The sequence below is a fragment of the Pseudomonas sp. R76 genome (assembly GCF_009834565.1).
Lineage (GTDB): Bacteria > Pseudomonadota > Gammaproteobacteria > Pseudomonadales > Pseudomonadaceae > Aquipseudomonas.
Genome location: NZ_CP019428.1, coordinates 5,532,113 through 5,559,053 on the forward strand (window position 1 = coordinate 5,532,113; position 26,941 = coordinate 5,559,053).

The 26,941-nt window shown below is 60.6% G+C and carries 27 protein-coding genes; 11 read left to right on the forward strand and 16 right to left on the reverse strand.

Annotated features, from left to right (window positions below; translation table 11 throughout):
- Positions 1-171: 171 nt before the first annotated feature.
- The 10 genes from thrC to ffh form a co-directional block, all read right to left on the reverse strand.
- Positions 172-1,581 (reverse strand): threonine synthase, encoded by a 1,410-nt coding sequence (gene thrC / locus PspR76_RS24965; protein WP_159959604.1) that lies wholly within the window; start codon positions 1,579-1,581, stop codon positions 172-174.
- 67 nt (positions 1,582-1,648) lie between these two features.
- Positions 1,649-2,953 (reverse strand): homoserine dehydrogenase, encoded by a 1,305-nt coding sequence (locus PspR76_RS24970; protein WP_159959606.1) that lies wholly within the window; start codon positions 2,951-2,953, stop codon positions 1,649-1,651.
- Between the two features lie 121 nt (positions 2,954-3,074).
- A complete protein-coding gene (locus tag PspR76_RS24975) occupies positions 3,075-3,812 on the reverse strand; it encodes a thioredoxin fold domain-containing protein (RefSeq protein ID WP_159959608.1) in 738 nt (245 codons plus the stop codon).
- 151 nt (positions 3,813-3,963) lie between these two features.
- Entirely contained in the window at positions 3,964-4,860 is an 897-nt protein-coding gene (gene xerD / locus PspR76_RS24980) for a site-specific tyrosine recombinase XerD (RefSeq protein ID WP_159959610.1), read from the reverse strand.
- A gap of 153 nt (positions 4,861-5,013) precedes the next feature.
- Positions 5,014-5,427 carry an acyl-CoA thioesterase gene (locus tag PspR76_RS24985; protein WP_003193963.1) on the reverse strand — a complete coding sequence of 138 codons (414 nt, stop codon included), beginning with the start codon at positions 5,425-5,427 and terminating at the stop codon, positions 5,014-5,016.
- Positions 5,428-5,509: 82 nt separating this feature from the next.
- The gene (gene rplS / locus PspR76_RS24990; RefSeq protein ID WP_003175895.1) at positions 5,510-5,860 is read right to left on the reverse strand and encodes a 50S ribosomal protein L19; all 351 of its coding nucleotides are present in this window, start codon (positions 5,858-5,860) and stop codon (positions 5,510-5,512) included.
- Between the two features lie 45 nt (positions 5,861-5,905).
- Positions 5,906-6,679 (reverse strand): tRNA (guanosine(37)-N1)-methyltransferase TrmD, encoded by a 774-nt coding sequence (gene trmD, locus PspR76_RS24995; RefSeq protein ID WP_024077235.1) that lies wholly within the window; start codon positions 6,677-6,679, stop codon positions 5,906-5,908.
- Positions 6,661-7,197, reverse strand: coding sequence for a ribosome maturation factor RimM (rimM, locus tag PspR76_RS25000; RefSeq protein WP_003175898.1), 537 nt, complete (start codon positions 7,195-7,197; stop codon positions 6,661-6,663). The genes trmD and rimM overlap by 19 nt, the downstream gene beginning before the upstream one ends.
- A 5-nt stretch (positions 7,198-7,202) precedes the next feature.
- On the reverse strand, positions 7,203-7,454 hold the full coding sequence (gene rpsP, locus PspR76_RS25005; protein ID WP_159959612.1) for a 30S ribosomal protein S16: 252 nt from the start codon (positions 7,452-7,454) through the stop codon (positions 7,203-7,205).
- A 250-nt stretch (positions 7,455-7,704) separates the two neighbouring features.
- Entirely contained in the window at positions 7,705-9,081 is a 1,377-nt protein-coding gene (gene ffh, locus PspR76_RS25010; RefSeq protein ID WP_003193965.1) for a signal recognition particle protein, read from the reverse strand.
- A gap of 234 nt (positions 9,082-9,315) precedes the next feature.
- On the opposite strand from ffh, the gene PspR76_RS25015 reads away from it, so the two are divergent.
- The 3 genes from PspR76_RS25015 (at position 9,316) to PspR76_RS25025 (ending at position 13,061) form a co-directional block, all read left to right on the forward strand.
- Positions 9,316-10,128 (forward strand): cytochrome C assembly family protein, encoded by an 813-nt coding sequence (locus PspR76_RS25015; protein ID WP_159959614.1) that lies wholly within the window; start codon positions 9,316-9,318, stop codon positions 10,126-10,128.
- Positions 10,129-10,140: 12 nt separating this feature from the next.
- Positions 10,141-11,379 carry a transporter associated domain-containing protein gene (locus PspR76_RS25020; protein WP_159959616.1) on the forward strand — a complete coding sequence of 413 codons (1,239 nt, stop codon included), beginning with the start codon at positions 10,141-10,143 and terminating at the stop codon, positions 11,377-11,379.
- 371 nt (positions 11,380-11,750) lie between these two features.
- Complete coding sequence (locus PspR76_RS25025; protein WP_159959618.1) at positions 11,751-13,061, forward strand: MFS transporter; 1,311 nt, start codon at positions 11,751-11,753, stop codon at positions 13,059-13,061.
- A 121-nt stretch (positions 13,062-13,182) separates the two neighbouring features.
- Here PspR76_RS25025 and purT read toward each other — a convergent pair whose 3' ends face one another.
- The 5 genes from purT to PspR76_RS25050 all read right to left on the reverse strand — a co-directional run bounded on the left by purT (position 13,183) and on the right by PspR76_RS25050 (position 16,426).
- Complete coding sequence (purT, locus tag PspR76_RS25030; RefSeq protein WP_017139720.1) at positions 13,183-14,364, reverse strand: formate-dependent phosphoribosylglycinamide formyltransferase; 1,182 nt, start codon at positions 14,362-14,364, stop codon at positions 13,183-13,185.
- Positions 14,365-14,433: 69 nt separating this feature from the next.
- Complete coding sequence (locus PspR76_RS25035) at positions 14,434-14,901, reverse strand: VUT family protein (protein ID WP_159959620.1); 468 nt, start codon at positions 14,899-14,901, stop codon at positions 14,434-14,436.
- 149 nt (positions 14,902-15,050) lie between these two features.
- Positions 15,051-15,266: a DUF1289 domain-containing protein gene (locus tag PspR76_RS25040; RefSeq protein ID WP_159959621.1), complete on the reverse strand. Its 216-nt coding sequence runs from the start codon at positions 15,264-15,266 to the stop codon at positions 15,051-15,053.
- Positions 15,263-15,787 (reverse strand): gamma carbonic anhydrase family protein, encoded by a 525-nt coding sequence (locus tag PspR76_RS25045; RefSeq protein ID WP_159959622.1) that lies wholly within the window; start codon positions 15,785-15,787, stop codon positions 15,263-15,265. The genes PspR76_RS25040 and PspR76_RS25045 overlap by 4 nt, the downstream gene beginning before the upstream one ends.
- A 36-nt stretch (positions 15,788-15,823) precedes the next feature.
- Complete coding sequence (locus tag PspR76_RS25050; RefSeq protein ID WP_159959623.1) at positions 15,824-16,426, reverse strand: CoA pyrophosphatase; 603 nt, start codon at positions 16,424-16,426, stop codon at positions 15,824-15,826.
- A 145-nt stretch (positions 16,427-16,571) separates the two neighbouring features.
- Between PspR76_RS25050 and PspR76_RS25055 the strand changes: the two genes are divergently transcribed.
- The 7 genes from PspR76_RS25055 to nagE all read left to right on the forward strand — a co-directional run bounded on the left by PspR76_RS25055 (position 16,572) and on the right by nagE (position 25,067).
- On the forward strand, positions 16,572-17,120 hold the full coding sequence (locus tag PspR76_RS25055; RefSeq protein WP_159959624.1) for an NUDIX hydrolase: 549 nt from the start codon (positions 16,572-16,574) through the stop codon (positions 17,118-17,120).
- A 37-nt stretch (positions 17,121-17,157) separates the two neighbouring features.
- Complete coding sequence (locus PspR76_RS25060; RefSeq protein ID WP_159959625.1) at positions 17,158-17,661, forward strand: L,D-transpeptidase family protein; 504 nt, start codon at positions 17,158-17,160, stop codon at positions 17,659-17,661.
- A 263-nt stretch (positions 17,662-17,924) separates the two neighbouring features.
- Positions 17,925-18,683, forward strand: a complete 759-nt coding sequence (locus tag PspR76_RS25065) for a GntR family transcriptional regulator (RefSeq protein ID WP_159959626.1) — start codon at positions 17,925-17,927, stop codon at positions 18,681-18,683.
- 10 nt (positions 18,684-18,693) lie between these two features.
- Positions 18,694-19,800, forward strand: coding sequence for an N-acetylglucosamine-6-phosphate deacetylase (nagA, locus tag PspR76_RS25070; protein ID WP_159959627.1), 1,107 nt, complete (start codon positions 18,694-18,696; stop codon positions 19,798-19,800).
- Positions 19,793-20,803 carry an SIS domain-containing protein gene (locus tag PspR76_RS25075; protein ID WP_159961627.1) on the forward strand — a complete coding sequence of 337 codons (1,011 nt, stop codon included), beginning with the start codon at positions 19,793-19,795 and terminating at the stop codon, positions 20,801-20,803. Before nagA ends, PspR76_RS25075 begins: the two co-directional genes overlap by 8 nt.
- Positions 20,804-20,832: 29 nt before the next feature.
- Positions 20,833-23,343, forward strand: coding sequence for a phosphoenolpyruvate--protein phosphotransferase (gene ptsP, locus PspR76_RS25080; protein ID WP_159959628.1), 2,511 nt, complete (start codon positions 20,833-20,835; stop codon positions 23,341-23,343).
- A 26-nt stretch (positions 23,344-23,369) separates the two neighbouring features.
- Entirely contained in the window at positions 23,370-25,067 is a 1,698-nt protein-coding gene (nagE, locus tag PspR76_RS25085; RefSeq protein ID WP_159959629.1) for an N-acetylglucosamine-specific PTS transporter subunit IIBC, read from the forward strand.
- A gap of 292 nt (positions 25,068-25,359) precedes the next feature.
- Here the strand turns inward: nagE and PspR76_RS25090 are convergent, their stop codons facing one another.
- Positions 25,360-25,623, reverse strand: a complete 264-nt coding sequence (locus PspR76_RS25090) for a DUF6124 family protein (protein ID WP_159959630.1) — start codon at positions 25,621-25,623, stop codon at positions 25,360-25,362.
- Positions 25,624-25,741: 118 nt separating this feature from the next.
- Between PspR76_RS25090 and PspR76_RS25095 the strand changes: the two genes are divergently transcribed.
- Positions 25,742-26,920: an integrase core domain-containing protein gene (locus tag PspR76_RS25095; RefSeq protein ID WP_159956866.1), complete on the forward strand. Its 1,179-nt coding sequence runs from the start codon at positions 25,742-25,744 to the stop codon at positions 26,918-26,920.
- Positions 26,921-26,941 lie beyond the last annotated feature (21 nt).

A 26,941-nucleotide genomic window follows, 5' to 3' on the forward strand; every position in this document is an offset into this window, starting at 1 on the left:
GGCAGCTGCCTCTATCCTAAGTGACTGGTTATGTCGTAGGAAAGTTCGCTTTATCGTCTTTACGCGGTCGTCAGGGAGTGACGTGAACCAGCATGCGCTTGCAACATGACAGACAAAAAACGCCGCTGACCCAAGGAAGGGAAAGCGGCGTTTTTGTCTACGCGGTTCGCCTTACAACGGCTTGCCCCGATTCCCGTGCTGGCTGACAAACGCCTGCACTGTCTTCAGGTCATTGGCCAGCACCGTGCAACGCTCTTCACGTTCGAACAGGTCAGCCAAGTGCTCCGGCAATTCCAGCGCCTTGCCCACACCAGCCTTCTCCACCGCTTCCGGGAACTTGACCGGGTGAGCGGTGCCGAGGATCACCATCGGAATGTCCAGGCTACGACGGCATTCGCGCGCAGCCTTCACGCCGATAGCGGTGTGCGGGTCGAGCAGCTCGCCGGTCTGGGCGTAGACTTCGGCGATGGTTTCGCAGGTCTGTGCATCGTCCACGGCCAGGGAATCGAACAGCTTACGGGTTTCGGTCCAGCGCTCTTGCTCGACACTGAAACCGCCACCGCTCTTGAAGCTGTTCATCAGCTCGGCCAAGGCAGCACCGTTGCGACCATGCATGTCGAACAGCAGGCGTTCGAAGTTCGACGAGACCATGATGTCCATCGACGGCGACAGCGTCGCGTGCAGGGTTTCCTTGACGTACTGGTTGCCGCTCATGAAGCGGTGCAGGATGTCGTTGCGGTTGGTGGCGACGATCAACTGGTTGATCGGCAGGCCCATGTTGCGCGCCAGGTAACCGGCGAAGATGTCGCCGAAGTTGCCGGTCGGCACCGAGAACGACACCGAACGCGCCGGGCCGCCCAGCTGCAGCGCTGCATGGAAGTAGTAAACGATCTGGGCCATGATCCGCGCCCAGTTGATCGAGTTCACCGCCACCAGGCGCATGCCTTTCAGGAAGCTCTGGTCGGCGAAGCTGTTCTTGACCATTTCCTGGCAGTCATCGAAGTTGCCTTCGATGGCGATGTTGTGGATGTTCTCACCAAAAATGGTGGTCATCTGGCGACGCTGTACTTCCGACACGCGCTTGTGCGGGTGCAGGATAAAGATGTCGACGTTTTCGCAGTGCTTGCAACCTTCGATGGCCGCCGAGCCGGTATCACCCGAGGTGGCACCGATGATCACCACGCGCTCGCCGCGTTTTTCCAGTACGTAATCCAGCAGACGACCGAGCAGTTGCAGAGCGAAGTCCTTGAACGCCAGGGTCGGCCCGTGGAACAGCTCAAGCACCCACTCGTTGCCATTCAGCTGACGCAATGGCGCGATGGCGCTGTGGGAAAACACGCCGTACGTCTCTTCCAGGATCTTTTTGAAGTCTGCATCCGGAATGCTGCCGGTGACGAACGGGCGCATCACGCGGAACGCCAGTTCGTGGTACGGCAGGCCGGCCCAGGAAGCGATTTCTTCCTGGGTGAAGCGTGGCAGGTTTTCCGGCACGTACAGACCGCCGTCAGTGGCAAGGCCTGCCAGCAAAACGTCTTCGAAATTCAGGGCCGGTGCCTGGCCGCGGGTGCTGATGTAACGCATGACTGGCTCCTATAAAACATTCTCGAACAGAGGCCGCCGAATGCGCGGGGCCCCTGGAACAAATCGGTTAGTTCAAGTGCTCGACGCGAATCCGCACCACCGGGCCGACCACACCTTGCAGGGCTTCGAGGGCGGCGATGGCATCGTTCATGTGCTGCTCGAGCACGCGGTGGGTCAGCAGGATCATCGGCACCTGGCCGTTTTGTTCCTCGACTTCCTTCTGCATGATCGACTCGATGTTGATACCGCGCTCCGACAGGATGCTCGCCACCTGGGCCAACACGCCCGGATGATCCTGGGCCTGGATGCGCAGGTAGTAGGCGCTTTCGCATGCTTCAATCGGCAAGATCGGGTGAGCCGACAGCGAATCGGGCTGGAAGGCCAGGTGCGGTACACGGTTTTCCGGGTCGCTGGTCATGGCGCGAACCACGTCCACCAGGTCGGCGATCACCGACGAAGCAGTTGGCTCCATGCCGGCGCCCGCGCCGTAGAACAATGTAGAACCGGCAGCATCGCCGTTGACCATCACCGCGTTCATCACGCCATTGACGTTGGCGATCAGGCGGTCGGCCGGGATCAGCGTCGGGTGCACACGCAGCTCGATACCGGCCGGTGTGCTGCGCGCCACGCCCAAGTGCTTGATGCGGTAGCCCAGCGCTTCGGCGTAGTTCACGTCCGCAGTGGTCAGCTTGGTGATGCCTTCGGTGTAGGCCTTGTCGAACTGCAGCGGGATGCCAAAGGCGATGGACGCCAGGATGGTCAATTTGTGCGCAGCGTCGATGCCTTCCACGTCGAAGGTCGGGTCGGCTTCGGCGTAGCCCAGGGCCTGGGCTTCGGCCAGCACGTCTTCGAAGGTACGGCCCTTCTCGCGCATTTCGGTGAGGATGAAGTTACCGGTGCCGTTGATGATGCCGGCCACCCAGTTGATGCGGTTGGCGGACAGGCCTTCACGAATCGCCTTGATCACCGGGATGCCACCAGCCACGGCGGCTTCGAACGCAACGATCACGCCCTTCTCACGGGCCTTGGCGAAGATCTCGTTGCCGTGCACGGCAATCAGCGCCTTGTTGGCGGTGACCACGTGCTTGCCGTTCTCGATGGCCAGCAACACCAGGTCACGGGCCACTGTGTAGCCGCCAACCAGCTCGATGACGATATCGATTTCAGGGTTGGTGGCCACGGCGAAGACATCGTTGGTAATCGCAATACCGGTCGTTTGGAACTGAGGCTTTGGCGAACGCGTGGCAATTTGCGCCACTTCAATCCCGCGCCCTGCACGGCGGGAAATTTCTTCAGCGTTACGCTGAAGTACGTTGAAGGTGCCGCCACCGACGGTCCCTAACCCACAGATGCCTACTTTGACCGGTTTCACTGAAGAACTCCCCATGAAACGGCCGACTCAAGGTCGGCCGTGGAAAACAGCCGCACAACTGCGGCTCTCAATTAATGACCCGCCGACTGTTCGGCGGGCCATGATCGTCAAGGCTCGACGATTACTGCTTACTCGCACCCAGTGCCAGTTTGGCAACTTGTGGCGCCGGCTGGTAGCCCGGAATCACTTGGCCGTCAGCCAAAACGATGGCCGGCGTACCGTTCACACCAATCGACTGGCCCAAGGCGAACTGCTTGGAAACCGGGTTGGCGCATTTGGCGGACTTGATTTCCTTGCCATCGACCATTTTGTCCATGGCGGCTTTCTTGTCGGCCGAGCACCAGACTGCCTGCAATTGCTCGTCACCCGGTGAACCCAGGCCCTGGCGCGGGAACGCTACGTAGCGCACTTCCACGCCCAGCTTGTTCAGCGCAGGCACTTCGGCGTGCAGCTTGTGGCAGTACGGGCAGGTGGTGTCGGTGAACACGGTGATGTGGGTCTTGGTCTCGCCGATGGCCGGGTAAACCACGGTTTCAGCCACCGGAATACCGTTGATCAGCTTCGACACGCCCAGGCGCTCGGCTTTCTCGGTGAGGTTGACCGGCTTGCCATCTTTCAATTGGAACAGGTAGCCCTGGACGATGTACTGGCCATCGGCACTGGCGTACAGCACGCGGCTGCCGTTGAGCTTGACTTCATACAGGCCGGCCATCGGGCTGGCACTGATGCTTTCGATGGGTGTGTCGAGCTGCAGGTTGGCCAGGCTCTTGCGAATCGTTTGCTCGGCGGCGTCGTCGGCGACAACAAAGGTGGAAACCAACGCAATCGCTGCGGCGGCAATAATCTGGGTCAAGCGCATGGGAACTCCTGAAGGCAGATGCAGGGACGGGAAGGAACACCGGTCTGAAAACACGGGCTGAGGCCGTCCCCTTTGCTAACCGGCAAAGCCTACCACAGTTGGGCCACAGGGCAGACTGCGGCGGGTAAATTGGGCCGTTTCCCACGTAATTTCATCCGCGCGGATGATGCTTGGCGTGCATATCCTGCAAGCGCGCCCGCGCGACATGCGTGTAGATCTGGGTGGTGGATAAGTCGCTGTGCCCGAGCAGCATTTGCACGACGCGCAGATCCGCACCGTGGTTGAGCAAATGGGTGGCAAACGCGTGACGCAATGTGTGCGGCGAGAGCGCCTTGCCGATCCCGGCCACTTTGGCCTGGTGCTTGATACGGTGCCAGAAGGTCTGGCGGGTCATCTGCTCGCCGCGCAGGCTGGGGAACAGCACATCGCTGGGCCGCCCACCGAGCAATTCGCCACGGGCATCACGCATGTAGCGCTCGACCCACACAATCGCCTCCTCCCCCATCGGCACCAACCGTTCCTTGCTGCCCTTGCCCATCACGCGCAGCACGCCCTGGCGCAGGTTGACTTGCTCCAGGGTCAGGCTGATCAGCTCGGTCACGCGCAGGCCGCAGGCGTAGAGCACTTCCAACATGGCACGGTCGCGCTGGCCAATGGCTTCGCTCAAGTCGGGCGCAGCGAGCAAGGCGTCGACGTCGGCTTCCGACAGGGATTTGGGCAATGGCCTGCCGAGTTGCGGCATATCGATTTGCAGGGTCGGGTCGATAGCGATCAACTTTTCGCGCAGCAAATAACGATAAAAGCCACGCACACCCGAGAGGAATCGCGCGGTGGAACGTGGCTTGTAGTTCTGCTCCAGGCGCCAGGCCAGGTGATCGAGGATCAACTCGCGACCGGCATTGATCAATTCGAGGTTTTTCTCCTGCAACCAGCCATTGAACAGGGCCAGGTCGCTGCGATAGGCCTGGCGAGTGTTGTCTGACAGGCCTTTTTCCAGCCAGAGTGCGTCAAGGAAGCGGTCGATCAGAGGGTGGTCAATGGCGGGCATAGAGGCTCGGGCTAATTACTGGAGTGTCTGGTAGATCCTATCGCAGGCAAGCCAGCTCCCACATGGGTTTTGTGTTTTGCCTGATAGCAGGATCAACACCGAACAAATCTGTGGGAGCTGGCTTGCCTGCGATAGCCGCGACTCGGTACCGGATCAGTCTACAAACCCGGGCAATACCGGCACCGGGCGCTTGTCGGCATCGATCGCGACAAAGCTGAACACACCCTGGATGGCTTTTTCGCGGCCATCGGCACTCATGCTTTCGACGAACACTTCCACTTCAACCTTGAGGCTGGTATTGCCCACTTTGATCACGCGGCCGATCAGTTCGACGATGGAGCCGGCCGGGATTGCATGGTTGAAGTCGATGCGGTCGGTAGACACCGTCACCAGCGGCAACCGGCAAAACCGCGTGGCGGTGATGAACGACACTTCGTCCATCCAGGCCAACGCAGTGCCGCCGAACAGGGTGTTGTGGTGGTTGGTGGTCGGCGGGAACACGGCCTTGGTCACGTGGGTCACGGACAGGTCGGTACGACGCTGGATTTCTTCGAGGCGGGTGGTCATGGGGAATTACCGGCAAATTGACAAATTTCAGGCACAAAAAAGCAGCCCGTAGGCTGCTTTTTTCTGCATCGGGAAGCTGGACTTAAGCCAGTTTTTCCTTGATGCGAGCTGCTTTACCGGACAGGTCACGCAGGTAGTACAGCTTGGCTTTACGTACGTCACCGCGACGCTTAACGGCCATGCTGTCGATTTGCGGGCTGTAGGTCTGGAAAGTACGCTCTACGCCAACACCGTTGGAGATTTTACGAACAGTGAAAGCACTGTTCACACCACGGTTACGCTTGGCGATTACCACGCCTTCGAACGCTTGCAGACGCGAACGGTCGCCTTCCTTCACTTTCACCTGAACGACAATAGTGTCGCCTGGGGCAAAGGTAGGGATCTCTTTGGTCATCTGCTCTGCTTCGAGTGCAAGGATGATTTTGTTAGTCATGCTGTGCTCCTAAGGTAAGTCGTCGGACCTACCATCGATACGTTGTTAACTATCGTCCCGCGCGAGGATGTATTCCTCGAGCAGCTTCTTCTCTTCTCCAGAAAGCGAGCGGCTTTCCAGAAGATCGGCGCGTCGTTCATAGGTCCGACCAAGGGACTGCTGTAAACGCCAACGCCGGATGTGTGCGTGATTGCCACTTAGCAATACGTCGGGAACACGCTGATCCGCATACACCTCCGGTCGGGTGTAGTGCGGGCAATCCAGCAAACCATCCGTGAAGGAATCTTCCTCCGCGGAGTCCGCATGCCCTAAAGCTCCAGGCAGCAGTCGTGTAACCGCATCTATCAGGACCATCGCCGGCAGCTCGCCGCCAGACAGGACATAGTCCCCAATCGACCACTCTTCATCGACATGAGCTTCAATAAACCGCTCGTCAATGCCTTCATAGCGACCGGCAATCAGGATCAGTGCTTCCTCATTCGCCAGTTCGCGTACCGCAGCCTGTTTCAGCTGACGGCCTTGAGGGGACAGGTAAATCACCTTCGCCTTCTCCCCGGCGGCGGCCTTGGCCTGAACCAACGCGTCTTCCAGGGGCTTGATCTTCATCACCATGCCCGGGCCACCGCCAAATGGGCGATCGTCCACAGTGTGATGTCGATCCGTCGTGTAGTCTCGCGGGTTCCAACAGGTAAGCTGCAACAGCCCCTGTTTCACCGCCCGACTGGTGATGCCGTACTCGCTGATGGCGGAGAACATCTCGGGAAACAAACTGATCACTTCAATGCGCAAATTAGCCACGCTTAGAAGTCCGCGTCCCATTCCACCTTCATCTCGCCCGCTGCCAGGTCGACGGCCAACACACATTGCTCGGTATACGGCAACAGGCGTTCGCGATCATCCAGGCTGCCAGCGCAAGGCTTGACCACCATTACATCATTGGCGCCGGTTTCCAGAAGATGATCGATTTTCCCGAGCAATTGCCCGAGTTGATCAATAACCTTCAGACCTTCCAGCTGGTACCAGTAGTACTCGCCGTCGGTCAATTCAGGGAACAGGTTGCGCGGCACGCAGATCTCATAACCGGCCAGAAGACGCGCTTCTTCACGATCATCAAGACCCTTGAGCTTTGCGACCAGGAACTTATCGCTCCCGCGCCCACTGACCAGCTCAACCTGTTTCACACTCCCTTCGCGCTTGAGCGTCCAGGTTTTGTACTGCAACAGGTTTTCAGTCGGATCAGTAAAGGAATACACCTTCACTTCGCCGCGAACGCCATGAACAGAGTAAATCTTGCCGATAACGATCAAATCATCAGCAACAGCTGGCGTCGCGTTCATATTGCTCAGGCTGCGGCCTTAGCCGAGTCCTTCAACAGTTTTGCTACGCGCTCGGATGGCTGTGCACCCACGCTCAGCCAGTAGGCTACGCGCTCTTGGTTCACGGACAGACGAGTTTCTTGACCACGAGCAACAGGGTTGAAGAAACCAACCTGTTCCTTGTGCGAACCGTCGCGCGGGTTGCGGCTGTCGGTTACGGTCAAGTGGTAAAACGGGCGCTTTTTGGAGCCGCCAAGGGCAAGACGGATTGTTAGCATGTGAACATCGTTCCTGTAGTCGGTGCTGCAAATCTAAATGCACAGCGGGCATAGGTGCCCAAAAGGCCGCATATTCTAAGGAATATCCGGACTTTTGCAAATGTCTTTTTCTGGCGCCTATCAGCGTGCCACTCAGATCTGCTATAGAGCCGTCGGTTAAAACGGCGAGTCAGCGCCCGCCAACGGCGGGTTTGCTGGAGATCCCACTTCCGTGTGGGTCGGAGCGCAAGCGTGCTTGCGCTCGAATACTTTACATTTTAGGCATGCCACCGCCGGGCAACATACCGCCCATGCCGCGCATCATCTTGGCCATTCCGCCTTTTGCGGAGAATTTCTTCATCATCTTCTGCATCTGCTTGTGCTGCTTGATCAAGCGACCGATGTCCTGCACCTGGGTGCCGGAACCCATGGCGATCCGACGTTTGCGCGAACCGCTGATCAGCTCAGGGTCGCGGCGCTCGGCCGGGGTCATGGAGTTGATGATGGCTTCCATCTGCTTGAACTGCTTCTCTGCCGCGCCCTGGGCATTGCCCATTTGCGCCAGGTTCACTCCGCCGATGTTCGGCAGCTTGTCCATAAGGCCGCCGAGGCCGCCCATGTTCTTCATCTGTTGCAGTTGATCACGGAAGTCTTCGAGGTCGAAGCCCTTGCCCTTCTTCAGCTTCTTGGCCAGCTTATCGGCCTTGTCCTTGTCGAGCGTGGCTTCGGCCTGCTCGATCAGGCTGAGCACGTCGCCCATGCCGAGGATACGCGAGGCGATCCGCTCAGGGTGGAACGGCTCGAGCGCTTCGCTCTTCTCGCCCATACCGATGAACTTGATCGGCTTGCCGGTAATCGCACGCACCGACAATGCCGCACCGCCACGGGCGTCGCCGTCGACCTTGGTCAGGATCACGCCGGTCAGCGGCAGTGCGTCGCCGAAGGCCTTGGCGGTGTTGGCCGCATCCTGGCCGGTCATGGCGTCAACCACGAACAGCGTTTCAACCGGGTTGATCGCGGCATGCAGCGCCTTGATCTCGCCCATCATCTCTTCATCGATGTGCAGGCGACCGGCGGTATCGACGATGACCACGTCGATGAACTTCAGCTTGGCTTCTTTAATAGCCGCGTTGGCAATGTCGACCGGCTTCTGGCTCAGGTCGGACGGGAAGAAGGTCACGCCCACTTCGCCCGCGAGCATTTCCAGCTGCTTGATGGCCGCCGGACGGTACACGTCGGCCGACACCACCATCACCGACTTCTTCTTGCGCTCTTTAAGGAAGCGCGCCAGCTTGCCGGCGGTGGTGGTCTTACCCGCACCCTGCAGACCGGCCATCAGCACAACGGCTGGCGGCACGGCGCTGAGGTTCAAGTCTTCGTTGGCCGCGCCCATCAGGCTTTCGAGTTCGGCCTGCACGATCTTCACAAAGGCCTGGCCCGGCGTCAGGCTGCGGGACACTTCAGTGCCCACGGCGCGCTCTTTGACCGAGTTGACGAAGTCCTTGACCACAGGCAAGGCAACGTCGGCTTCCAGCAACGCCATGCGCACTTCACGCAGGGTGTCTTTAATATTGTCCTCGGTCAGCTTGGCCTTGCCGGTTACATGGCGCAGCGTCTGCGAGAGACGGTCAGTCAAGTTTTCAAACATGCGCGATCCTTTCAGGCCCTATTCATCGAAATGCATTAGTAGACCGAGGTAGTGGCGGCCCAGGCTGGGGTAAATCGCTATTAAAAACAGCGCTCGGCGAGCCTGCGGCGTGGGCAGGTCGCGGATTATAGCGAAGACTGCGCCTGTGCACACCCGCTGTCTGGCCCGGGAGTCTTTCGTGCAGCGCAGGTGTGTGCCAAACTCAGCGCCTTTCGGGCTTGTCTATCAGGATTTATGGTCCCCTTGTCACCCAGTTTGCTACCCAGCCTCGCCGCCGCCATTTTGTACGCCGCTGCGACTCTCTATCAGGGCACTCGTCTGGCCCAAGGCACAAAAGCGGACAAACGTCTGCTGGTCGGCCTGGGCGTCGTCGCCCTGCTGGCTCACGCCGCGAGCCTGTTCACCCACTTGATGACGCCGGTTGGCCTGGGCCTGGACTTTTTCAGCGCCGCCAGCCTGATCGCCGCAGCCGTCATCGCCCTGACCCTGCTGGCCTGCTACCGCATTCCCGTCGAGAACCTGCTGGTGCTGCTATTCCCATTGGGAGTGCTCACGGTGCTGCTGGCGCAATTCACCCCGACCGGCACCGTGCAGGTGATCGACGAGGAGCCGGGCATCCTCGCGCACATTCTGTTGTCGATTCTCGCCTACGGCATGTTCACCATCGCCGTGTTCCAGGCCCTGCTCGTGCTGCTGCAGGACCATCAGCTTAAAAACAAGCACCCTTCCGGGCTGATCAAGAACTTCCCGCCGCTGCAAACCATGGAAAGCCTGCTGTTCGGCTTCCTCTGGGCCGGCTGGACGCTGCTGTCGTTGTCGCTGATTTCCGGTTGGCTGTTCGTCGAAAACCTGTTCGCCCAGCACCTGGTGCACAAAACCTTGCTGGCGTGCCTGGCCTGGATCGTTTTCAGCGTGTTGCTGTGGGGGCGTAACCGCCTCGGCTGGCGTGGGCACAAGGCGATCCGCTGGACCCTGGCCGGTTTCTGCCTGCTGATGCTGGCCTATTTCGGCAGCAAGCTGGTTCGCGAATACATCCTGCATATCTGACGGGCAGCGATCATGGACAACTTGCCCCTTGGGCCGATGCTCGCGGTAATCGCCTTGCTGGTGTTATGGGCGGCGCTGTTTACCGCCATCGAGGCCGCGCAACAACACTTACTGGCCCTGCGCCCCGGCACACGCCAGGGTGACAAGGCGGCCGCCCGCCTGAATTTCCCGCGCAACAGCCTGATACTGTGCAACAGCCTGTGCCGCGCCGCCGTGGTGATTCTCTGCACCCTGCTGGCGATTTACGCCTGGGCGCAGAACGGCCCTTGGCTCGGCTGGCTGATCTCCTGCGCGATTTTGCTGGTGCTCGCCGACTACCTGCCTCGCGCCCTCGCAATTCGCCACCCGCAAGCTGTGCTGGGTTTTGGCAACACGCTGCTGGGTGTGCCGCTGAAAATCCTTTATCCGCTGGCCTGGCTGCTCAATGGCATCAGCGTATTACTGCTGCGCCCGTTCGCACGCAAATCCGGCGTGGTAAAAAAGAGCGACGAGCCACTGCCCGATCACGACGATGAACCGGAGCCCGAGGCCGACGAAAACCGCACGCCCGGCATGCCCGGCATCCACGCCCTGGACAACATCACGGTCAATGACATCCTGGTGCCGCGCAGCGAAGTGGACGGCATTAACCTGGATGACTCGGTCGAGGAAATCATCGAGCAACTGCGCACCTCCCAGCGTACGCGCCTGCCGGTGTTTCACAGCGACATCAACCAGGTCGAAGCGGTGCTCAATACGCGGCAGATCCAGCACCTGCTGCCCGATGCCAGCCTGACCAAAGAAGCCCTGCTCGCCGCCTGCCACGAGCCTTACTTCGTCCCGGAAAGCACACCATTGCAGCTGCAACTGCTGAACTTCCACAAGCAGCAGCGCCGTCTTGGCATGGTGGTGGACGAATACGGCGAAGTGCTGGGCATCGTCACCCTGGAAGATATCCTCGAAGAAATCGTCGGCGAATTCGAAAGCGATCAGGCGGGAGACAACCCGCATATCGAAGCGCAACCCGACGGCCGCTACATCATCGACGGCGCCGCTTCGATCCGCGAACTCAACAAAAGCCTCGGCTGGCACCTGCCCAGCGACGGCCCCAAGACCCTCAACGGCCTGGTGACCGAAGCGCTGGAGACCATTCCGGACTGCGCGGTGTGCCTGAAAATAGGCCGCTATCGCCTGGAAATCCTCGAGACCGAGGACAACCGCGTGAGCAAGGTGCTGATCTGGCACACCAGCCGCGTGCCCGTGGCCGCCTAGCCTCCTGGCACAACACAATCCAATGCAGGAATTGGCTTCTGTGGGAGCTGGCTTGCCTGCGATGCAGGCACCTCGGTCATTCAGTTGAACTGAGGCGATGCAATCGCAGGCAAGCCAGCTCCCACACTTAGACTATCTGCGTGCCAGCGCCCCCTTGTTGGATCCGCAAACCCCTTCCTATAATCGGTGCGGCTTACCCAAGCCCCGCCCGACCGCGTGCTACCCGCACTCAGCGCGTCCAGGCACTGCTTTACCGTGTCTGACCGGTGTTTGCTCCCATCCCGAGCCGCCCCGCGCACACCCCTGACCCATGGGTGTTCGACCAATAATAATCCGCGTCCAAACGCGCAATGACCGTCAGGGATACCTCAATGAGCACCACCTACAACGAGGCCGCGACCGCCGCCCCGCTTAACTCGACCGCACGAGTCGCAACCGCGAGCATCGTCGGCACCGCCATCGAATTCTACGATTTCTATATCTACGCCACGGCTGCTGCGCTGGTGATTGGCCCGGTGTTCTTCCCGCAGACCTCCGGCACTGCGCAGATGCTGGCGTCGTTCCTGACCTTCGGCATCGCCTTTATCGCCCGCCCGCTGGGCTCGGCCCTGTTCGGCCACTTCGGCGACCGTATCGGCCGCAAGTCGACGTTGGTCGCCTCGTTGCTGCTGATGGGCGTGTGCACCACGCTGATCGGTTTGCTGCCGGGTTACGACAGCATTGGCGCCTGGGCACCCATCCTGTTGTGCGTATTGCGTTTCGGCCAGGGCCTGGGGCTTGGCGGCGAATGGGGTGGCGCGGCGTTGCTGGCCACCGAGAACGCGCCCAAGGGCAAGCGCGCGTGGTTCGGCATGTTCCCGCAACTGGGCCCGTCGATCGGCTTTCTGGCCGCCAACGGCCTGTTCCTGATCCTGGCCATGAGCCTCAACGACGAGCAGTTCCGCAGTTGGGGCTGGCGCATCCCATTCATCCTCAGCGCAGCGCTGGTGATGGTCGGCCTGTATGCACGACTCAAATTGCATGAAACCCCAGTGTTCGCCAACGCCGTGGCCAAAGAAGCGCCGGTGAAAGTGCCATTGGTGGAGCTGTTCAGCCAGCATTGGCTGCCGGTGCTGCTGGGCGCCGCGTCGATGGTGGTGTGTTATGCGCTGTTCTATATCACCACCGCGTTTTCCCTGAGCTATGGCGTATCGACACTGGGCTACAGCCGCGAAATGTTCCTCGGTTTGCTGTGCTTTGCAGTGTTGTTCATGGGCCTGGCCACGCCATTGGCAGCCTTGGCCAGCGACCGCTACGGGCGCAAGCCGGTGCTGATCGTCGGCGCGATCCTGGCAATTCTGTCGGGCTTCACCATGGAGCCACTGCTGACCCATGGTTCGACTTGGGCAGTGGCATTGTTCCTGGCGCTGGAGTTGTTCCTGATGGGCGTGACCTTCGCCCCGATGGGCGCGATGTTGCCGGAACTGTTCCCGACCCGCGTGCGTTATACCGGCGCTTCGGCGGCGTATAACCTGGGTGGGATTGTGGGTGCGTCGGCCGCGCCGTTCTTCGCGACCAAGCTGGTGGCGATGGGCGGGCTGAGTTATGTCGGCGGGTATGTATCGGCGGCAGCGTTGCTCAGCTTGATCGCTGTGCTGTGCCTGAAAGAGACGCGGGATAACGACCTGAACAAGGTCGCTTGAGCGAAGATCGTTCCCACGCTCTGCGTGGGAATGCAGCCCGGGGCGCTCTGCGTCCCAAAGCGTGACGCAGAGCGTCACATAAGGCATTCCCACGCAGAGCGTGGGAACGATCACGGTAAAGTTACAGCTCGACTACAACAGCTTTGGAAGCACGAGTAGCCTTGGCCCGCGCCGCCTCAATCGACTCATCCCGCGCCAACGCCACACCCATCCGGCGCTGACCATTCACTTCTGGCTTGCCAAACAGGCGCAACGCCGTGTCCGGCTCGCTCAAGGCCGCGCCGAGGTTGGCGAATGCGGTCTGGGTGGACTGCCCTTCCACCAGGATCACCGCCGAAGCCGAAGGCCCGAACTGGCGAATCAGCGGAATTGGCAGGCCCAAAATGGCGCGAGCGTGCAAGGCAAACTGCGACAGGTCCTGAGAAATCAGGGTCACCAAACCGGTGTCATGTGGGCGCGGCGACACTTCGCTGAACCACACTTGATCGCCCTTGATGAACAATTCCACGCCAAACAGACCACGGCCACCCAGCGCCTCGGTCACGGCTTTGGCAACCCGCTCGGATTCCGCCAGGGCAATCGGGCTCATGGCTTGCGGCTGCCAGGACTCCTGATAGTCGCCTTTCTCCTGACGGTGGCCGACCGGCGCGCAGAAGGTGGTGCCGCCGATGTGGCGCACGGTCAGCAGGGTGATTTCGTAGTCGAAATCGATAAAGCCTTCGATGATCACGCGGCCTTTACCGGCACGCCCGCCTTCCTGAGCGTAATCCCAGGCTTTCTGCACGTCATCGGCGCTGCGCAGCAGGCTCTGGCCTTTGCCCGAGGAACTCATCACCGGCTTGACCACGCACGGGAAGCCCAGGTCTTGCACGGCCTTGCTGTAGTCTTCGAAGGTATCGGCGAAGTGGTACGGCGAGGTCGGCAGGTCCAGCTCTTCGGCAGCCAGGCGGCGAATGCCTTCACGGTTCATGGTCAGCGAGGTGGCCCGCGCGGTCGGGATCACGGTGAAGCCTTCGGCTTCCAGCTCAACCAGCGTGGCAGTGGCGATGGCTTCGATTTCCGGCACGATAAAGTGCGGTTTTTCCGCCTCGATCACGGCACGCAAGGCGGCGCCGTCGAGCATGTTGATCACGTGGCTACGGTGCGCAACCTGCATGGCCGGCGCGTTGGCGTAGCGATCCACGGCAATCACTTCAACGCCCAGGCGTTGCAGTTCGATTACCACTTCCTTGCCCAGCTCACCGCAGCCACACAGCAAAACGCGGGTCGCGGTTGGCGACAATGGAGTTCCGATTCGGGTCATCTCAGGTCCTCAGGGGAGCGGATCATGGGGAGAAAGGCCGGCATTTTACATGAACTGCAAGAATTGGCCTCAGTTGGCGACGGCGCGTTTGCGCATGCGCCAGGCCATGATCAGCCACACTACCGTGACGCCGGCGAATTTAGACACCAATGCCGTGCCCGCTACTGCCGGCGTCAGCGCGCCGATCAGGCCGAAGAAGATAAACGTATCGAGGGGAATGCTCAGCGCCGAACTTATCCACAGGCGGTCATGCAGTGGGCGCTTGGTGATGCTGAACACCAGCCAGTCGATGCACTCGGACACTGCAAATGCCGTGGCACTGGCCAGGGCAATGGCCGGGTCGGACGTGACATACGACAGCACCAGCGCCGCCAGCATGGCAATGATTGCACCGTGGCCGAAGCGGGTTTGCACCATGTCGCGCAGGATAAACACCAGGCCACCCCAGGCGGACCAGATGACATCCAGGTGCGGGGCGGTGGAAAAGGCGAAGTTGATCAGCACGACGCTGCTGATGTAGGCAATCAGGAAGAGCATGGAGATGGACCTGTGGGTAATGCCGCACAGGGTACACAATTACAGGGATGTCGTCTGGCAGGGCCTCATCGCAGGCAAGCCAGCTCCCACATTTTTGAAAGTATTCACATAGCAATTGTGGGAGCTGGCTTGCCTGCGATAGCGATGGCTCAGGCGCCGGATTTCCCCGGCATCATCCACACCAACCCACTCGCCTTCGCCCGCTCATGACACAACCCCAACACCACCCGGCGTTCGGTATTGTCCATGCGGCTCCAGCGTGTAATTTCATCCACGGTACGCTGGCAACCTGTGCAAATGTCATCGTCATCCAGTGCGCAGATACTCACGCACGGCGATGCAACAGGGCGTTCAATCGGGTTCATTCTTCCTGCTCAACCAAGTCACGCGCATACCGCTGCGAGTTATGCACATAGTGCGCGGCGCTGGCTTCGAGCATGCGCTTCTGCGCCTCGGTGAGTTCGCGCACCACCTTGCCCGGCGAACCCATCACCAGCGAGCCATCGGGAATTTCCTTGCCTTCGCCGATCAGCGAATTGGCGCCGATGATGCAATGCTTGCCGATCTTGGCGCCATTGAGGATCACCGCGTTGATGCCGATCAGGCTGTAGTCGTCGACCGTGCAGCCGTGCAGCATGGCGTTATGGCCGATGGTCACGCCGGTGCCCAGGGTCAATGGGTAGCCCATGTCGGTGTGCATCACGCTGCCGTCCTGCACGTTGCTGTTCTTGCCGATCAGGATCAGTTCGTTGTCGCCACGCAACACCGCGTTGAACCAGACGTTGGCGCCCTCCTCCAGCTTGACCTTGCCGACCAGCGTGGCGTTAGGCGCCACCCAGCTTTGCGGATGCGTCTCGACGCGGGCGTCGCCCAGGCGGTATTTCATGGTGTGTCCTCACGGCGTTGCCATTCAAGCGATGGCTTACGTATTGATGAAGCTTTTAGGTGGGTGGTGCAGGCTGATGTTGGCGTCGTCATAGAGCAGATTGATCAGTTCGACAATCATGATTGCCGTCAGCCCCCAGATCTTGTATTCGCCAAACCGATAGCTGGGCACATACCAACTGCGGCCCTGGTAATCGATGCGGTGAGTATGTTCGCGCGGGTCCTGGCGGAAAAACTCCAGAGGTACGCTGAAGACCGCAGCGATCTCGGCATCGTTGGCGAGGTATTCGACGTAATCGGGAATCACGCCGACGTAGGGCGTCACGCGAATACCGTGCAGGGAAATCAACGGACTCAACGGGCCAATGACTTCCACCAGACCGGGCGGCAGGCCGATTTCTTCTTCGGCTTCGCGCAGCGCAGTAAAGATCAGGTCCGGGTCTTCGGGGTCACGCCGCCCGCCAGGAAACGCCACTTCGCCGCCATGGGTCGACAGGCCGCTGGCGCGCAGGGTCAGGATCAGCTCAGGTTCGTCGCTGCGGGTGATCGGCACCAACACGGCGGCCTCGGGGAAACGCCCGTCAGTTTCCAGTGTATGAGGGGTGTGATTGCTTACCCGGCGAAGTAGCTCGTCCAGCATGAGTCATCTCGGTCTGTTGGCTACCTTGCATCATGCACCAAAGCGGGCAGGCACCCAACCCCAAACCCTGCGCATGTCGCGAAACGACAACTTGCAGGGCCCTGCCCGTCAAGCCAAGATAGGCCCACTCTCCAGGAACCCCAGCATGAACTTCTGCAGCCAGTGCGGTAAACCGGTCACCCAGCGCATTCCCGAAGGCGACACGCGCCTGCGTTATGTGTGTGATCACTGCTCGACCATTCATTATCAAAACCCCAATATCGTCGCCGGCACCGTGCCGGTCTGGGGCGATAAAGTGCTGCTGTGCCGCCGCGCCATCGAACCGCGCCTGGGTTACTGGACCATGCCCGCAGGCTTTATGGAAAACGGCGAGACGGTTGAACAGGCCGCCGCCCGCGAAACCCTGGAAGAAGCCTGCGCCCGCGTGCGCAACCTGAGCATTTATACGCTGATCGATGTGCCGCACATCAGCCAGGTGCATGTCTTCTACCGCGCCGAACTGGTCGACCTCGACTTTGCCGCAGGCCCCGAAAGCCTTGAAGTGAAGCTGTTCGATGAAGCCGACATCCCTTGGTCAGAGCTGGCTTTCCGCACGGTCGGGCGTACTTTAGAATACTTTTTCGCTGACCGTCGGCAGCAGGCGTTCCCGGTGCGCAGCGAAGCTGTACCGCCCATGGGCAAACCCACCGAATAAAAAAACCGGCAGATAGCCTCTAAGGGAAACCGTTTTAATGCGTCTGTTGCTCGCTTTGATCTGCCTGTCGTTCGCTACCTTTTCGTCGGCCTCCACGGTGGAAATCATCGGCGGCAAACCTGTGGAAAAAATCCTGGTGCTCAAGTCCGCCCACCAGTTGCAGTTGATCAATGACGACAAGCCGCTGAAGACCTATCGCATTTCCCTCGGTAAAAACCCCAAAGGCACCAAGCTGGTTGAAGGCGACCGTCGCACGCCGGAAGGTTTCTATTGGATCGACTGGCGCAAAACCAGCGACCGCTTCAACCTGGCCATGCACATCTCCTACCCGAACATCAGCGACTCCGCGCGCGCGCGCCGCGAAGGCGTGAAACCGGGCAGCATGATCATGATCCACGGCACGCCCGACACCGAGGAATACCCGGAGCAGTGGTTCCACACCCTGGACTGGACCGACGGCTGCATCGGCATGCGCAACGTGGACATGCGCGAAGTCTGGAACCTGGTCAAAGACGGCACCATGATCGAGATTCGCCCCTAGTTTCGTACCGTTCGTAAAATAATCTGAAAATAATTCCTGCCCCTGGCAGCGCCTGCCGGTGAATACCAGTTCACCGCGCCGGGCTGCGTAGTTCTGCGCGCGATAAAGACCTCTCTAATACCACTTGATACCAGGCACCATTAAAGCGCCCACAAACCGGGATTCGCACCGTTTTGGCAGCATTGACATGGTATTTAAGTGGTATTAATTTCCGGCCACTACCGGGCGACAACACTCCAATAACCGCATCGGAACCTTCACAGATGAACCCCATCCTGACGCTGCGCCCCGACGACAAACAATCCACGCCGCTGTACCTGCAGCTGGCGCGCAACCTGGAAGCGGCGATCCATGCCGGCCAGTGGAAATCCGAGCAGGCCTTGCCGTCGGAACGCGCCCTCAGCGAGCAACTGAGCATTTCGCGGGTGACCGCACGCAAAGCGCTGGAAGTGTTGTTCGCCCAAGGCCTGATTCGCCGCAGCCAAGGCTCCGGCACCTTTATCACACCGCGCCTGGAACAACCGCTGTCACGCCTGTCGGGCTTCAGCGAGATGCTGCGACTGAAAGGTTTTGTACCGACTTCGCAATGGCTGGAACGCGACATTACCCCGCCGACCCACGAAGAACTGATCCGCCTGGGCCTGTCGCCCACCGACAAAGTCGCGCGCCTCAAACGCCTGCGTAAAGCCGATGACACGGTGATGGCGATTGAAATGACCGCCATGCCCGCCTCGGTGCTGCCGCACCCGCAAGCCATCGGCAATTCGCTGTACGAATACCTGGAAAGCATCGGCAAGCCCATCGTGCGTGCGCTGCAGCACATCCAGGCGATCAACGCCTCGGATGAGTTCGCCAAGCTGGTGGGCATCGCCCCCGGCACCGCCATGCTGCTGATGACGCGGGTCGGCTACACCGCCGACAACACGCCAATTGAAATCACCGACACCTACTGCCGCAACGACTACTACGACTTTGTCGCAGAGCTGCGCCGTCATGACTATTCCGCTGAACTGCGACGTTAGAGAACTGCCCATGACCGAAGACAATATCCTCACGCACCACGGCTGGATTCGCGGCCGCCTGGTGCACGAACACGGCAAGGTGGTCGCCATCGAAGGCACGCCGTGCGACCCGGCCGACAACGACCTGCCCTACTTGCTGCCGGGCTTTATTGACCTGCACGTTCATGGCGGTGGCGGCAAAGACATCATGGAAGGCGTCGACGCCTTCGAGACCATCACCCGCACCCACGTGCGTTTTGGTACCACGTCATTGCTGGCGACCACCATGACGGCACCGGTGAACGAAATCTCCCGCGTGCTCGGCGAACTCGGCAGCTTCTGCGAACAACGCCCGACCGGCAGCGCCCGTGTACTCGGCGTGCACCTGGAAGGCCCCTACATCAACCCAGGCAAACTCGGCGCCCAACCCAACTTCGCCCACACCGCGCTGATGGCCGAAGTGGAAGCCTACCTGCGCCTGGCGCCGATCCGGGTGATCACTATCGCGCCGGAAATCGCCGGGCATGACGCCTTGATCCGCGCGCTCAGCCAACGCGGCGTGCGCATGCAGATCGGCCACACCCTGGGCAGCTATGAAGAAGGCGTCGCCGCCCTCGCCGCCGGCGCCACCAGTTTCACGCATTTGTACAACGCCATGAGCCCGCTGCATCACCGCGAGCCGGGCATCGTCGGCGCCGCGCTGGCCCACGCCAAGTACGCCGAGTTGATCCCTGACTTGCTGCACGTGCACCCCGGCGCCATGCGCGTGGCCCTGCGTGCAATCCCGTGCTTGTACTGCGTCACCGATTCAACCGCCGCCGCCGGCATGCCCGACGGCGAATACAAGCTGGGCAGCCACACCGTGACCAAATGCCTGGGCGGCGTGCGCCTGGCGGACGGCACCTTGGCCGGCAGCACCCTGACCATGGATCAGGCGCTGCGCAACCTGGTGAAAATCGGCCTGCCGATCAGCGAAGCCTCACAACGCCTGTCGCAATTTCCTGCGGATTACCTGGGCCTGGAAGAACGCGGCCGCCTGCAACCCGGCAGCTTTGCCGACTGTGTGCGACTGGATCGTTCCCTGACATTGACCGACGTAATGGTCGAAGGAGAAACCATTGACTTCAAAAATGCTTGAGGAGGCCCTGGCCTCCTGTGACGCCGTCGCGGCACAGCTGCAACGCCTGGACCCGCTGCTGGAAGAAGTCGCCGGGCGCCTGCGCCGTCAGCCGCCGCAAGTGGCCATGACCATTGCGCGCGGCAGTTCGGACCATGCCGCCAGCTACTTTGCCTACCTGGCCATGCAGCACGTGGGCATTCCGGTGGCGTCGTTGCCGATGTCGGTGGTGACCTTGTTGCAGGCGCCGTTGAAAGTCAGCGGCCAGGTGGCGTTCGGTTTCTCGCAGTCGGGGCAAAGCCCGGACCTGGTCAACAGCCTGCGCCTGCTGCGCAAACGCGGTGCCCTGAGCATTTCGCTGGTCAACGCCGAAGAGTCACCGCTGGAAGCCGCCTGCGAATTCCACCTGCCGCTGTGCGCCGGGCCGGAACACAGCGTGGCGGCGACCAAAAGCTTTATCGCCACCCTCAGCGCCAGCGCGCAATTGATCGGCCACTGGAACCAGGAAGCCGACCTGCTGCAAGCCTGCCGCGCCTTGCCTGACGAGTTGCGTGCCGCCGCCAAGCAGGATTGGAGCACCGCCATCGACGCCCTGCGTGACAGCCAGCGCTTGATGGTGATCGGCCGGGGCGCCGGTTTTGCCATCGCCCAGGAAGCCGCGCTCAAGCTCAAGGAAACCTCGGCGATCCAGGCCGAAGCCTTCAGCAGCGCCGAAGTGCGCCACGGGCCGATGGCCTTGATCGACGAGAACTACCCGCTGCTGATTTTCGCCCCACGTGGCGCCGAGCAAGCCGGCCTGTTGAGCCTGGCCGCCGACATGCGCCAACGCGGCGCCCGTGTGCTGCTGGCCGCGCCGGACGATATCAGCGAACGCGACCTGACCCTGAGCCGCGCCGAACACCCGAGCCTGGACCCGATCCTGGCGATCCAGAGCTTTTACGTAATGGCCGCAGGCCTGGCGCAAGCCCGGGGCATGGACCCGGACCAGCCGCGTCACCTGAGCAAAGTTACCCGCACTCACTGAGTCGCGTTTTCCTGATGAGTACCGTGCCCATGTCCAACAAGAATAATGAATTGACCCTAAGCGCCCCACTCAGTGGCCCGGTGCTGACCCTGGGCAACGTTCCCGACGAAGTGTTCGCCAGCGGCGCGATGGGCGACGGTATGGCCATCGACCCGCTGAACGATTGCCTGCACGCACCGTGTGACGGCGTGATCATCCACGTCGCGCGCACCGGGCATGCGCTGACCCTCCGTGCAGACAACGGCGCCGAGGTATTGATGCATGTCGGCATCGACACCGTGGAACTGAACGGCGAAGGGTTTGCGCTGCTGGCAAAGGAAGGCGCGCGGGTCAACAAAGGCCAGGCGCTGGTGCAGTTTGATCTGGACCGCATTGCGCGCCAGTGCAAAAGCCTGGTCAGCCTGATTATCCTCACCAATGGCGAGCGCTTTGAGCTGCGCCCGGTGGCGGGAAACGCCGTCAAGGTCGGTGAGCCCTTGCTGGTGATTGTGCCGCGCTCGGCGGCAACCCCGCTGGCGGCTGTGGATAACTCGGTCACCGAAGTGCGCGCCAGCGTGCGCATTACTCACCGTGGCGGTTTGCATGCACGCCCCGCTGCGTTGATCCGCAAAACCGCGCAAGGCTTCAGCAGCCACGCGCAGTTGCACTTTGCCGGTAAGTCGGCACCGTGCGACAGCCTGATTGGCTTGCTGGGGCTGGGCATCGGTGAAGGCGACGAAGTACGCGTCACCTGTCGCGGCAAGGATTGCGAGGCAGCGTTGCAGGCGTTGGTGGCGGCGCTGTCGGTGGCCGTCAGTGAAGAACATCACGCGCCGGTGGCCGTTGCTGCGCGCCCTGCGAACACCGAAGTTGGCGTACTGCAAGGCGTATGTGCTGCGCCCGGCCTGGTGTGTGGGCCGCTGTTCCGCTTGAGCGGTATCGAACTGCCGGCAGACACCCGCAACCATTCCGCCGACGACCAACTGCAACGCCTGGATGCGGCCCTTGAGCAAGTGCGCGGCGAGATCCGCACGACGCTGGACCACGCTCGCCAACGCAAAAACATCGATGAAGAAGAGATCTTCGCCGCCCACCTCGCCCTGCTGGAAGACCCGGCCCTGTTGGAAGCGGCCACCGCCGCCATCGAGCAAGGCAGCGCCGCCACCCACGCTTGGCGCGATGCAATCCAGGCGCAATGCGCGGTATTGCTGGCACTCGGCAAACCGCTGTTTGCCGAACGCTCCAATGACCTGCGCGACTTGCAGCAACGGGTGCTGCGCGCACTGCTGGGCGAGGCCTGGCACTTCGAATTGCCTGCCGGGGCGATTGTCAGTGCCCATGAACTGACGCCATCCGACCTGCTGCAACTGAGCGCGCAACACGCTGCGGGCATCTGCATGGCCGAAGGCGGCGCCACCTCCCACGTGGCGATTTTGGCCCGTGGCAAAGGCCTGCCCTGCGTGGTGGCGTTGGGCGCAGAAGTGCTCGATGTGCCGCAAGGCCAACGCGTGGTACTCGACGCGGCCAATGGTCGCCTGGAACTGGCTCCCAGCGAAGCGCGTCACGCCGAGGTGCATCAGATTCGCGACGCGCAAAAACTGCGCCGCGAGCAACAACAGGCTCAGGCGCACCAAGCGGCGCAAACTCGCGATGGCGTACGCATCGAAGTGGCCGCCAATGTCGCCTCCAGCGCCGAAGCCCAAGTGGCGTTTGAGAACGGCGCCGATGGCGTCGGCCTGCTGCGCACCGAATTCCTCTTCGTCGACCGTCGCACCGCGCCGGATGAACAGGAACAGCGCCAGGCTTATCAAGCCGTGCTGGATGCCATGGGCGACAAGGCGGTGATCATCCGCACCATCGACGTGGGCGGCGACAAACAGCTCGACTACCTGCCGCTGCCCATCGAGGCCAACCCGGTGTTGGGCTTGCGCGGTATTCGCATGGCCCAGGTGCGTCCCGAATTGCTCGACCAGCAACTGCGCGCGCTGCTGCAAGTCAGCCCGTTGGAGCGTTGCCGCATCCTGTTGCCGATGGTCAGTGAAGTCGAAGAACTGCTGCAAATCCGCCAGCGCCTGGATGAGCTGTGCGCCGAGCTGGAGCTGACGCAACGCCCGGAGCTGGGCGTGATGATCGAAGTGCCCGCCGCCGCATTGATGGCCGAGCAACTCGCCAGGCATGCGGACTTTCTGTCCATCGGCACCAATGACCTGTCCCAGTACACCCTGGCCATGGACCGCGACCACGCCGGCCTCGCCGCTCGCGTTGATGCGCTGCACCCGGCGCTGCTCAGGCTGATCGCGCAGACCTGCGCGGGCGCAGCTAAACACGGGCGTTGGGTCGGCGTGTGTGGCGCCCTGGCGTCCGACCCACTGGCGACGCCGGTGCTGGTCGGCCTGGGCGTCAGCGAGCTGTCGGTAAGCCCGCCGCAAATCGGAGAAATCAAGGACCGCGTCCGCCACTTGGACGCGGCTCAATGCCGGCAACTCAGCCTCGGCCTGCTCGACCTGAGCAGCGCCAAGGCGGTTCGCCAAGCCTGTCAACACCACTGGCCGCTGAGCTGAAAACAACAAGAATAGGGAGACACGCCATGTACCAACATTTTATCGAAGGCTTACAACGCCTGGGCCGCGCGCTGATGCTGCCGATCGCGATCCTGCCGATCGCCGGCCTCTTGCTGCGCCTGGGCGACACCGACTTGCTCAACATTGCGGTGATGCACGATGCCGGGCAGGCGATTTTCGCCAACCTCGCGCTGATCTTCGCCATCGGTATTGCCGTGGGGTTTGCCCGCGACAATAACGGCACGGCGGGCCTGGCCGGCGCGATTGGTTACCTGGTGATGGTCTCCACGCTCAAGGTGATGGACACCACTATCAACATGGGCATGCTCGCCGGTATCGCCAGCGGTTTGATGGCGGGCGGGCTGTATAACCGCTTCAAGGACATCAAGCTGCCGGAGTACCTCGCCTTCTTTGGTGGGCGACGCTTTGTGCCGATTGTCACCGGGTTTTCGGCGGTTGCCCTGGGCGTGATCTTTGGCCTGATCTGGCCGCCGATCCAGCACGGCATCAACAGCTTCGGCGTGCTGCTGATGGAAAGCGGCAGCTTTGGCGCCTTCGTGTTCGGCGTGTTCAACCGCCTGCTGATCGTTACCGGCCTGCACCATATCCTCAACAACATGGCGTGGTTTGTGTTCGGCACCTTCACCGACCCGACCACCGGCGCCGTCGTCACGGGCGACCTGACCCGCTACTTCGCCGGTGACCCGAAAGGTGGCCAATTCATGACCGGCATGTTCCCGGTGATGCTGTTCGGCCTGCCCGCCGCGTGCCTGGCGATGTACCGCAACGCGCTGCCCGAGCGCCGCAAAGTGATGGGCGGGATTTTCCTGTCAATGGCGCTGACCTCGTTTTTGACCGGCGTGACGGAGCCGATTGAATTCGCGTTCATGTTCCTGGCGCCGTTTTTGTACCTGATTCACGCAGTACTCACGGGCCTGTCGATGGCCGTGACCAACATGCTGAATATCCACCTCGGTTTTACCTTCTCCGGTGGGTTTATCGACATGGTGCTCGGCTGGGGTAAGTCCACCAACGGCTGGCTGGTGTTCCCGGTCGGGCTGGCGTACGCGGTGATCTACTACAGCGTGTTCAACTACTGCATTCGCCGCTTCAACCTGAAAACGCCGGGTCGTGAAGATATCCAGGTGGTGCAGGCTGAGGCGATGAGTGATAACCAACGGGCCGGGGCGTATATCCGTGCGCTGGGCGGTGCGGATAATTTGCTGAGTGTTGGCGCCTGCACCACGCGTCTGCGCTTGGACATGGTGGATCGCAACAAGGCGGTGGATGCAGAGCTCAAAGCACTCGGCGCGATGGCCGTGGTTCGGCCGGGTAACGGCGGCAGCTTACAGGTGGTGGTCGGGCCGATGGCCGACAGCATTGCCGATGAGATTCGCCTGGCCATGCCGTCGTTTGTTGCCACTGCGCCGGTGGCGGTTGCGCCTGTGGATAAGCCGGTTGCGGTGAATGTGCAAGAGGCCGAGAAATGGCTGAAGGCCTTGGGTGGCCGTGAAAATGTACGGCAGCTGGACGCCGTGGCGGTGACCCGATTGCGGGTGGAACTGGGCGATGATTCGGTGTTGTCTGAAGCTGATCTGACGGCGCTGGGTTGCCAGGGTGTGAGCCAGCTGGACAGTGGCGTTTGGCACTTGTTGATTGGTGACAAGGCCTTAGGTTTGGGTGAGGCTTTGGAGCGGTTGGTTACCCGCCCCATCAACGCCTGACCGATCGTTCCCACGCTCTGCGTGGGAATGCCGCCCCGGACGCTCCGCGTCCTGCTCAAGCCCTGCGCAAGGGTGACGCGGAGCGTCACAGGATGCATTCCCACGCGGAGCGTGGGAACGATCAAGCGGTTGGTCGGTGGCCGCGGGGTCGGCGCCAGGGTTTACAAGAGTAGCGGCGGCTCTGGCCTCTTCGCGAGCAAGCCCGCTCCCACATTTTGATCCCTGCCCGACGTGGCAATGCGGTCAAATGTGGGAGCGGGCTTGCTCGCGAATGGGCCTCATAGACGCCCGATTACTTCTGTTCAGGCACCTCAAATAGATCCAGCACCCGATCCACCATCAACTGGATACCCTCCAGCATCCGATGAATTCCCAGCACCGCATCACGCTGCGGGCCGTCGATGTCAAAAGCCAAGTTGCCCGCCAGTGCTTGTACTGATGCCAGGTCTTGGGAGGCGTTGGCGAGCAGGGTTTCGCTGTTCAGGTTGGGCAGTACAGTGAAAATATGGTCGGTAGATTGAGAATCAGATGGAGGATTGGGACTGTCTTTGATCATGGTAAAACTCCTAACAAAAATGGGAGCTGGTATGACTCACCCACATGGGTTACAAATCAGTTCACGCACATAGGTAACAGTTTTTAACTGGCAGGGTCGATTTCGTGAGGATCTGACCATGCCCTGGAAAGAGCTGAAACCTATGGACCTCAAAGTGATGTTTGTCGCTGAATACCTGACTGGAAAACACAGCCTTAGTCAGCTATGTCGAGACTATGAAATCAGCCGAAAGACTGGCTATAAGTGGGTCGAGCGATACAAAACAGAAGGCCCCGGTGGGCTTGATGAGCGTAGTCGTCGTCGGCACCACCAGACTTATGTGGTGCCTTTGGCGGTAAAGCAGGCAATTATCGAACTTCGTTCTATAGGCGAGACAATCCCTGGTCCGAAAAAAATCCAGAGTGATTTGATAAAGCGTTTTCCGGGCCAGGATCCGCCCTCGAAAACGACTATTTATAACATCCTTAAAGCGGCTGATCTGATCACGCCGCGCCCCTTGCGGCCAAGAGTTGCTGTCTATCCAAAACCGTTACGTAAGGCAGATGTGCCTAATCAGCTTTTCAGTGCTGACTACAAAGGCCAGTACCTGACAGGCGCGGGCGTATGGTGTTATCCGCTAACAATCATGGATCATGCCAGTCGCTTCTTACTTGCCTGTCAGAGCATGCCCAGCACCAATTTCAAGGAGACCCAAGAGACGTTCGAACGGGTGTTTCGCGAGTATGGTTTGCCTGAGCGCATCCGTACTGACAACGGAGTGCCGTTTGCCAGCACAGGGCGCGGAGGGCTGTCACAGTTGTCGATCTGGTGGCTACGGCTGGGTATCATTCCTGAGCGTATCGAGCCCGGTCGGCCAGACCAAAATGGCCGGCACGAGCGTATGCACCGAACACTGAAAAGCACTTTGCCCAATCCACCTGCGGTTGCTTGGGAGTCTCAGCAGAAACACTTTGATCGTTTCATACGGCACTACAATTACGAGCGAGGGCATGAAGCGCTGAGCCAGAAAACACCGGCTTCATGCTATTCACCTTCACCTCGAGCCTATCCGGAGAAACTGCCGGAGATGGGTTATGCAAGTCATATTGAGTGTTACCGGACTGACTCAAACGGGATGATTTATCGGTCAGGTCTGCGGATTTATGTGGGGCATTTACTGAAATACCAGACTATTGGAATGGAGATGCTGAGCGACGATGTGTGGGCTGTTATTTTCGGCCCAGTGATCCTCGGACAAGTGGATGCGAGGAATGCAGACAAGGACGGCTATATTTCACTCAAAGTGTTACCTATGTGAATGCACTTTTGTGTAACCCAT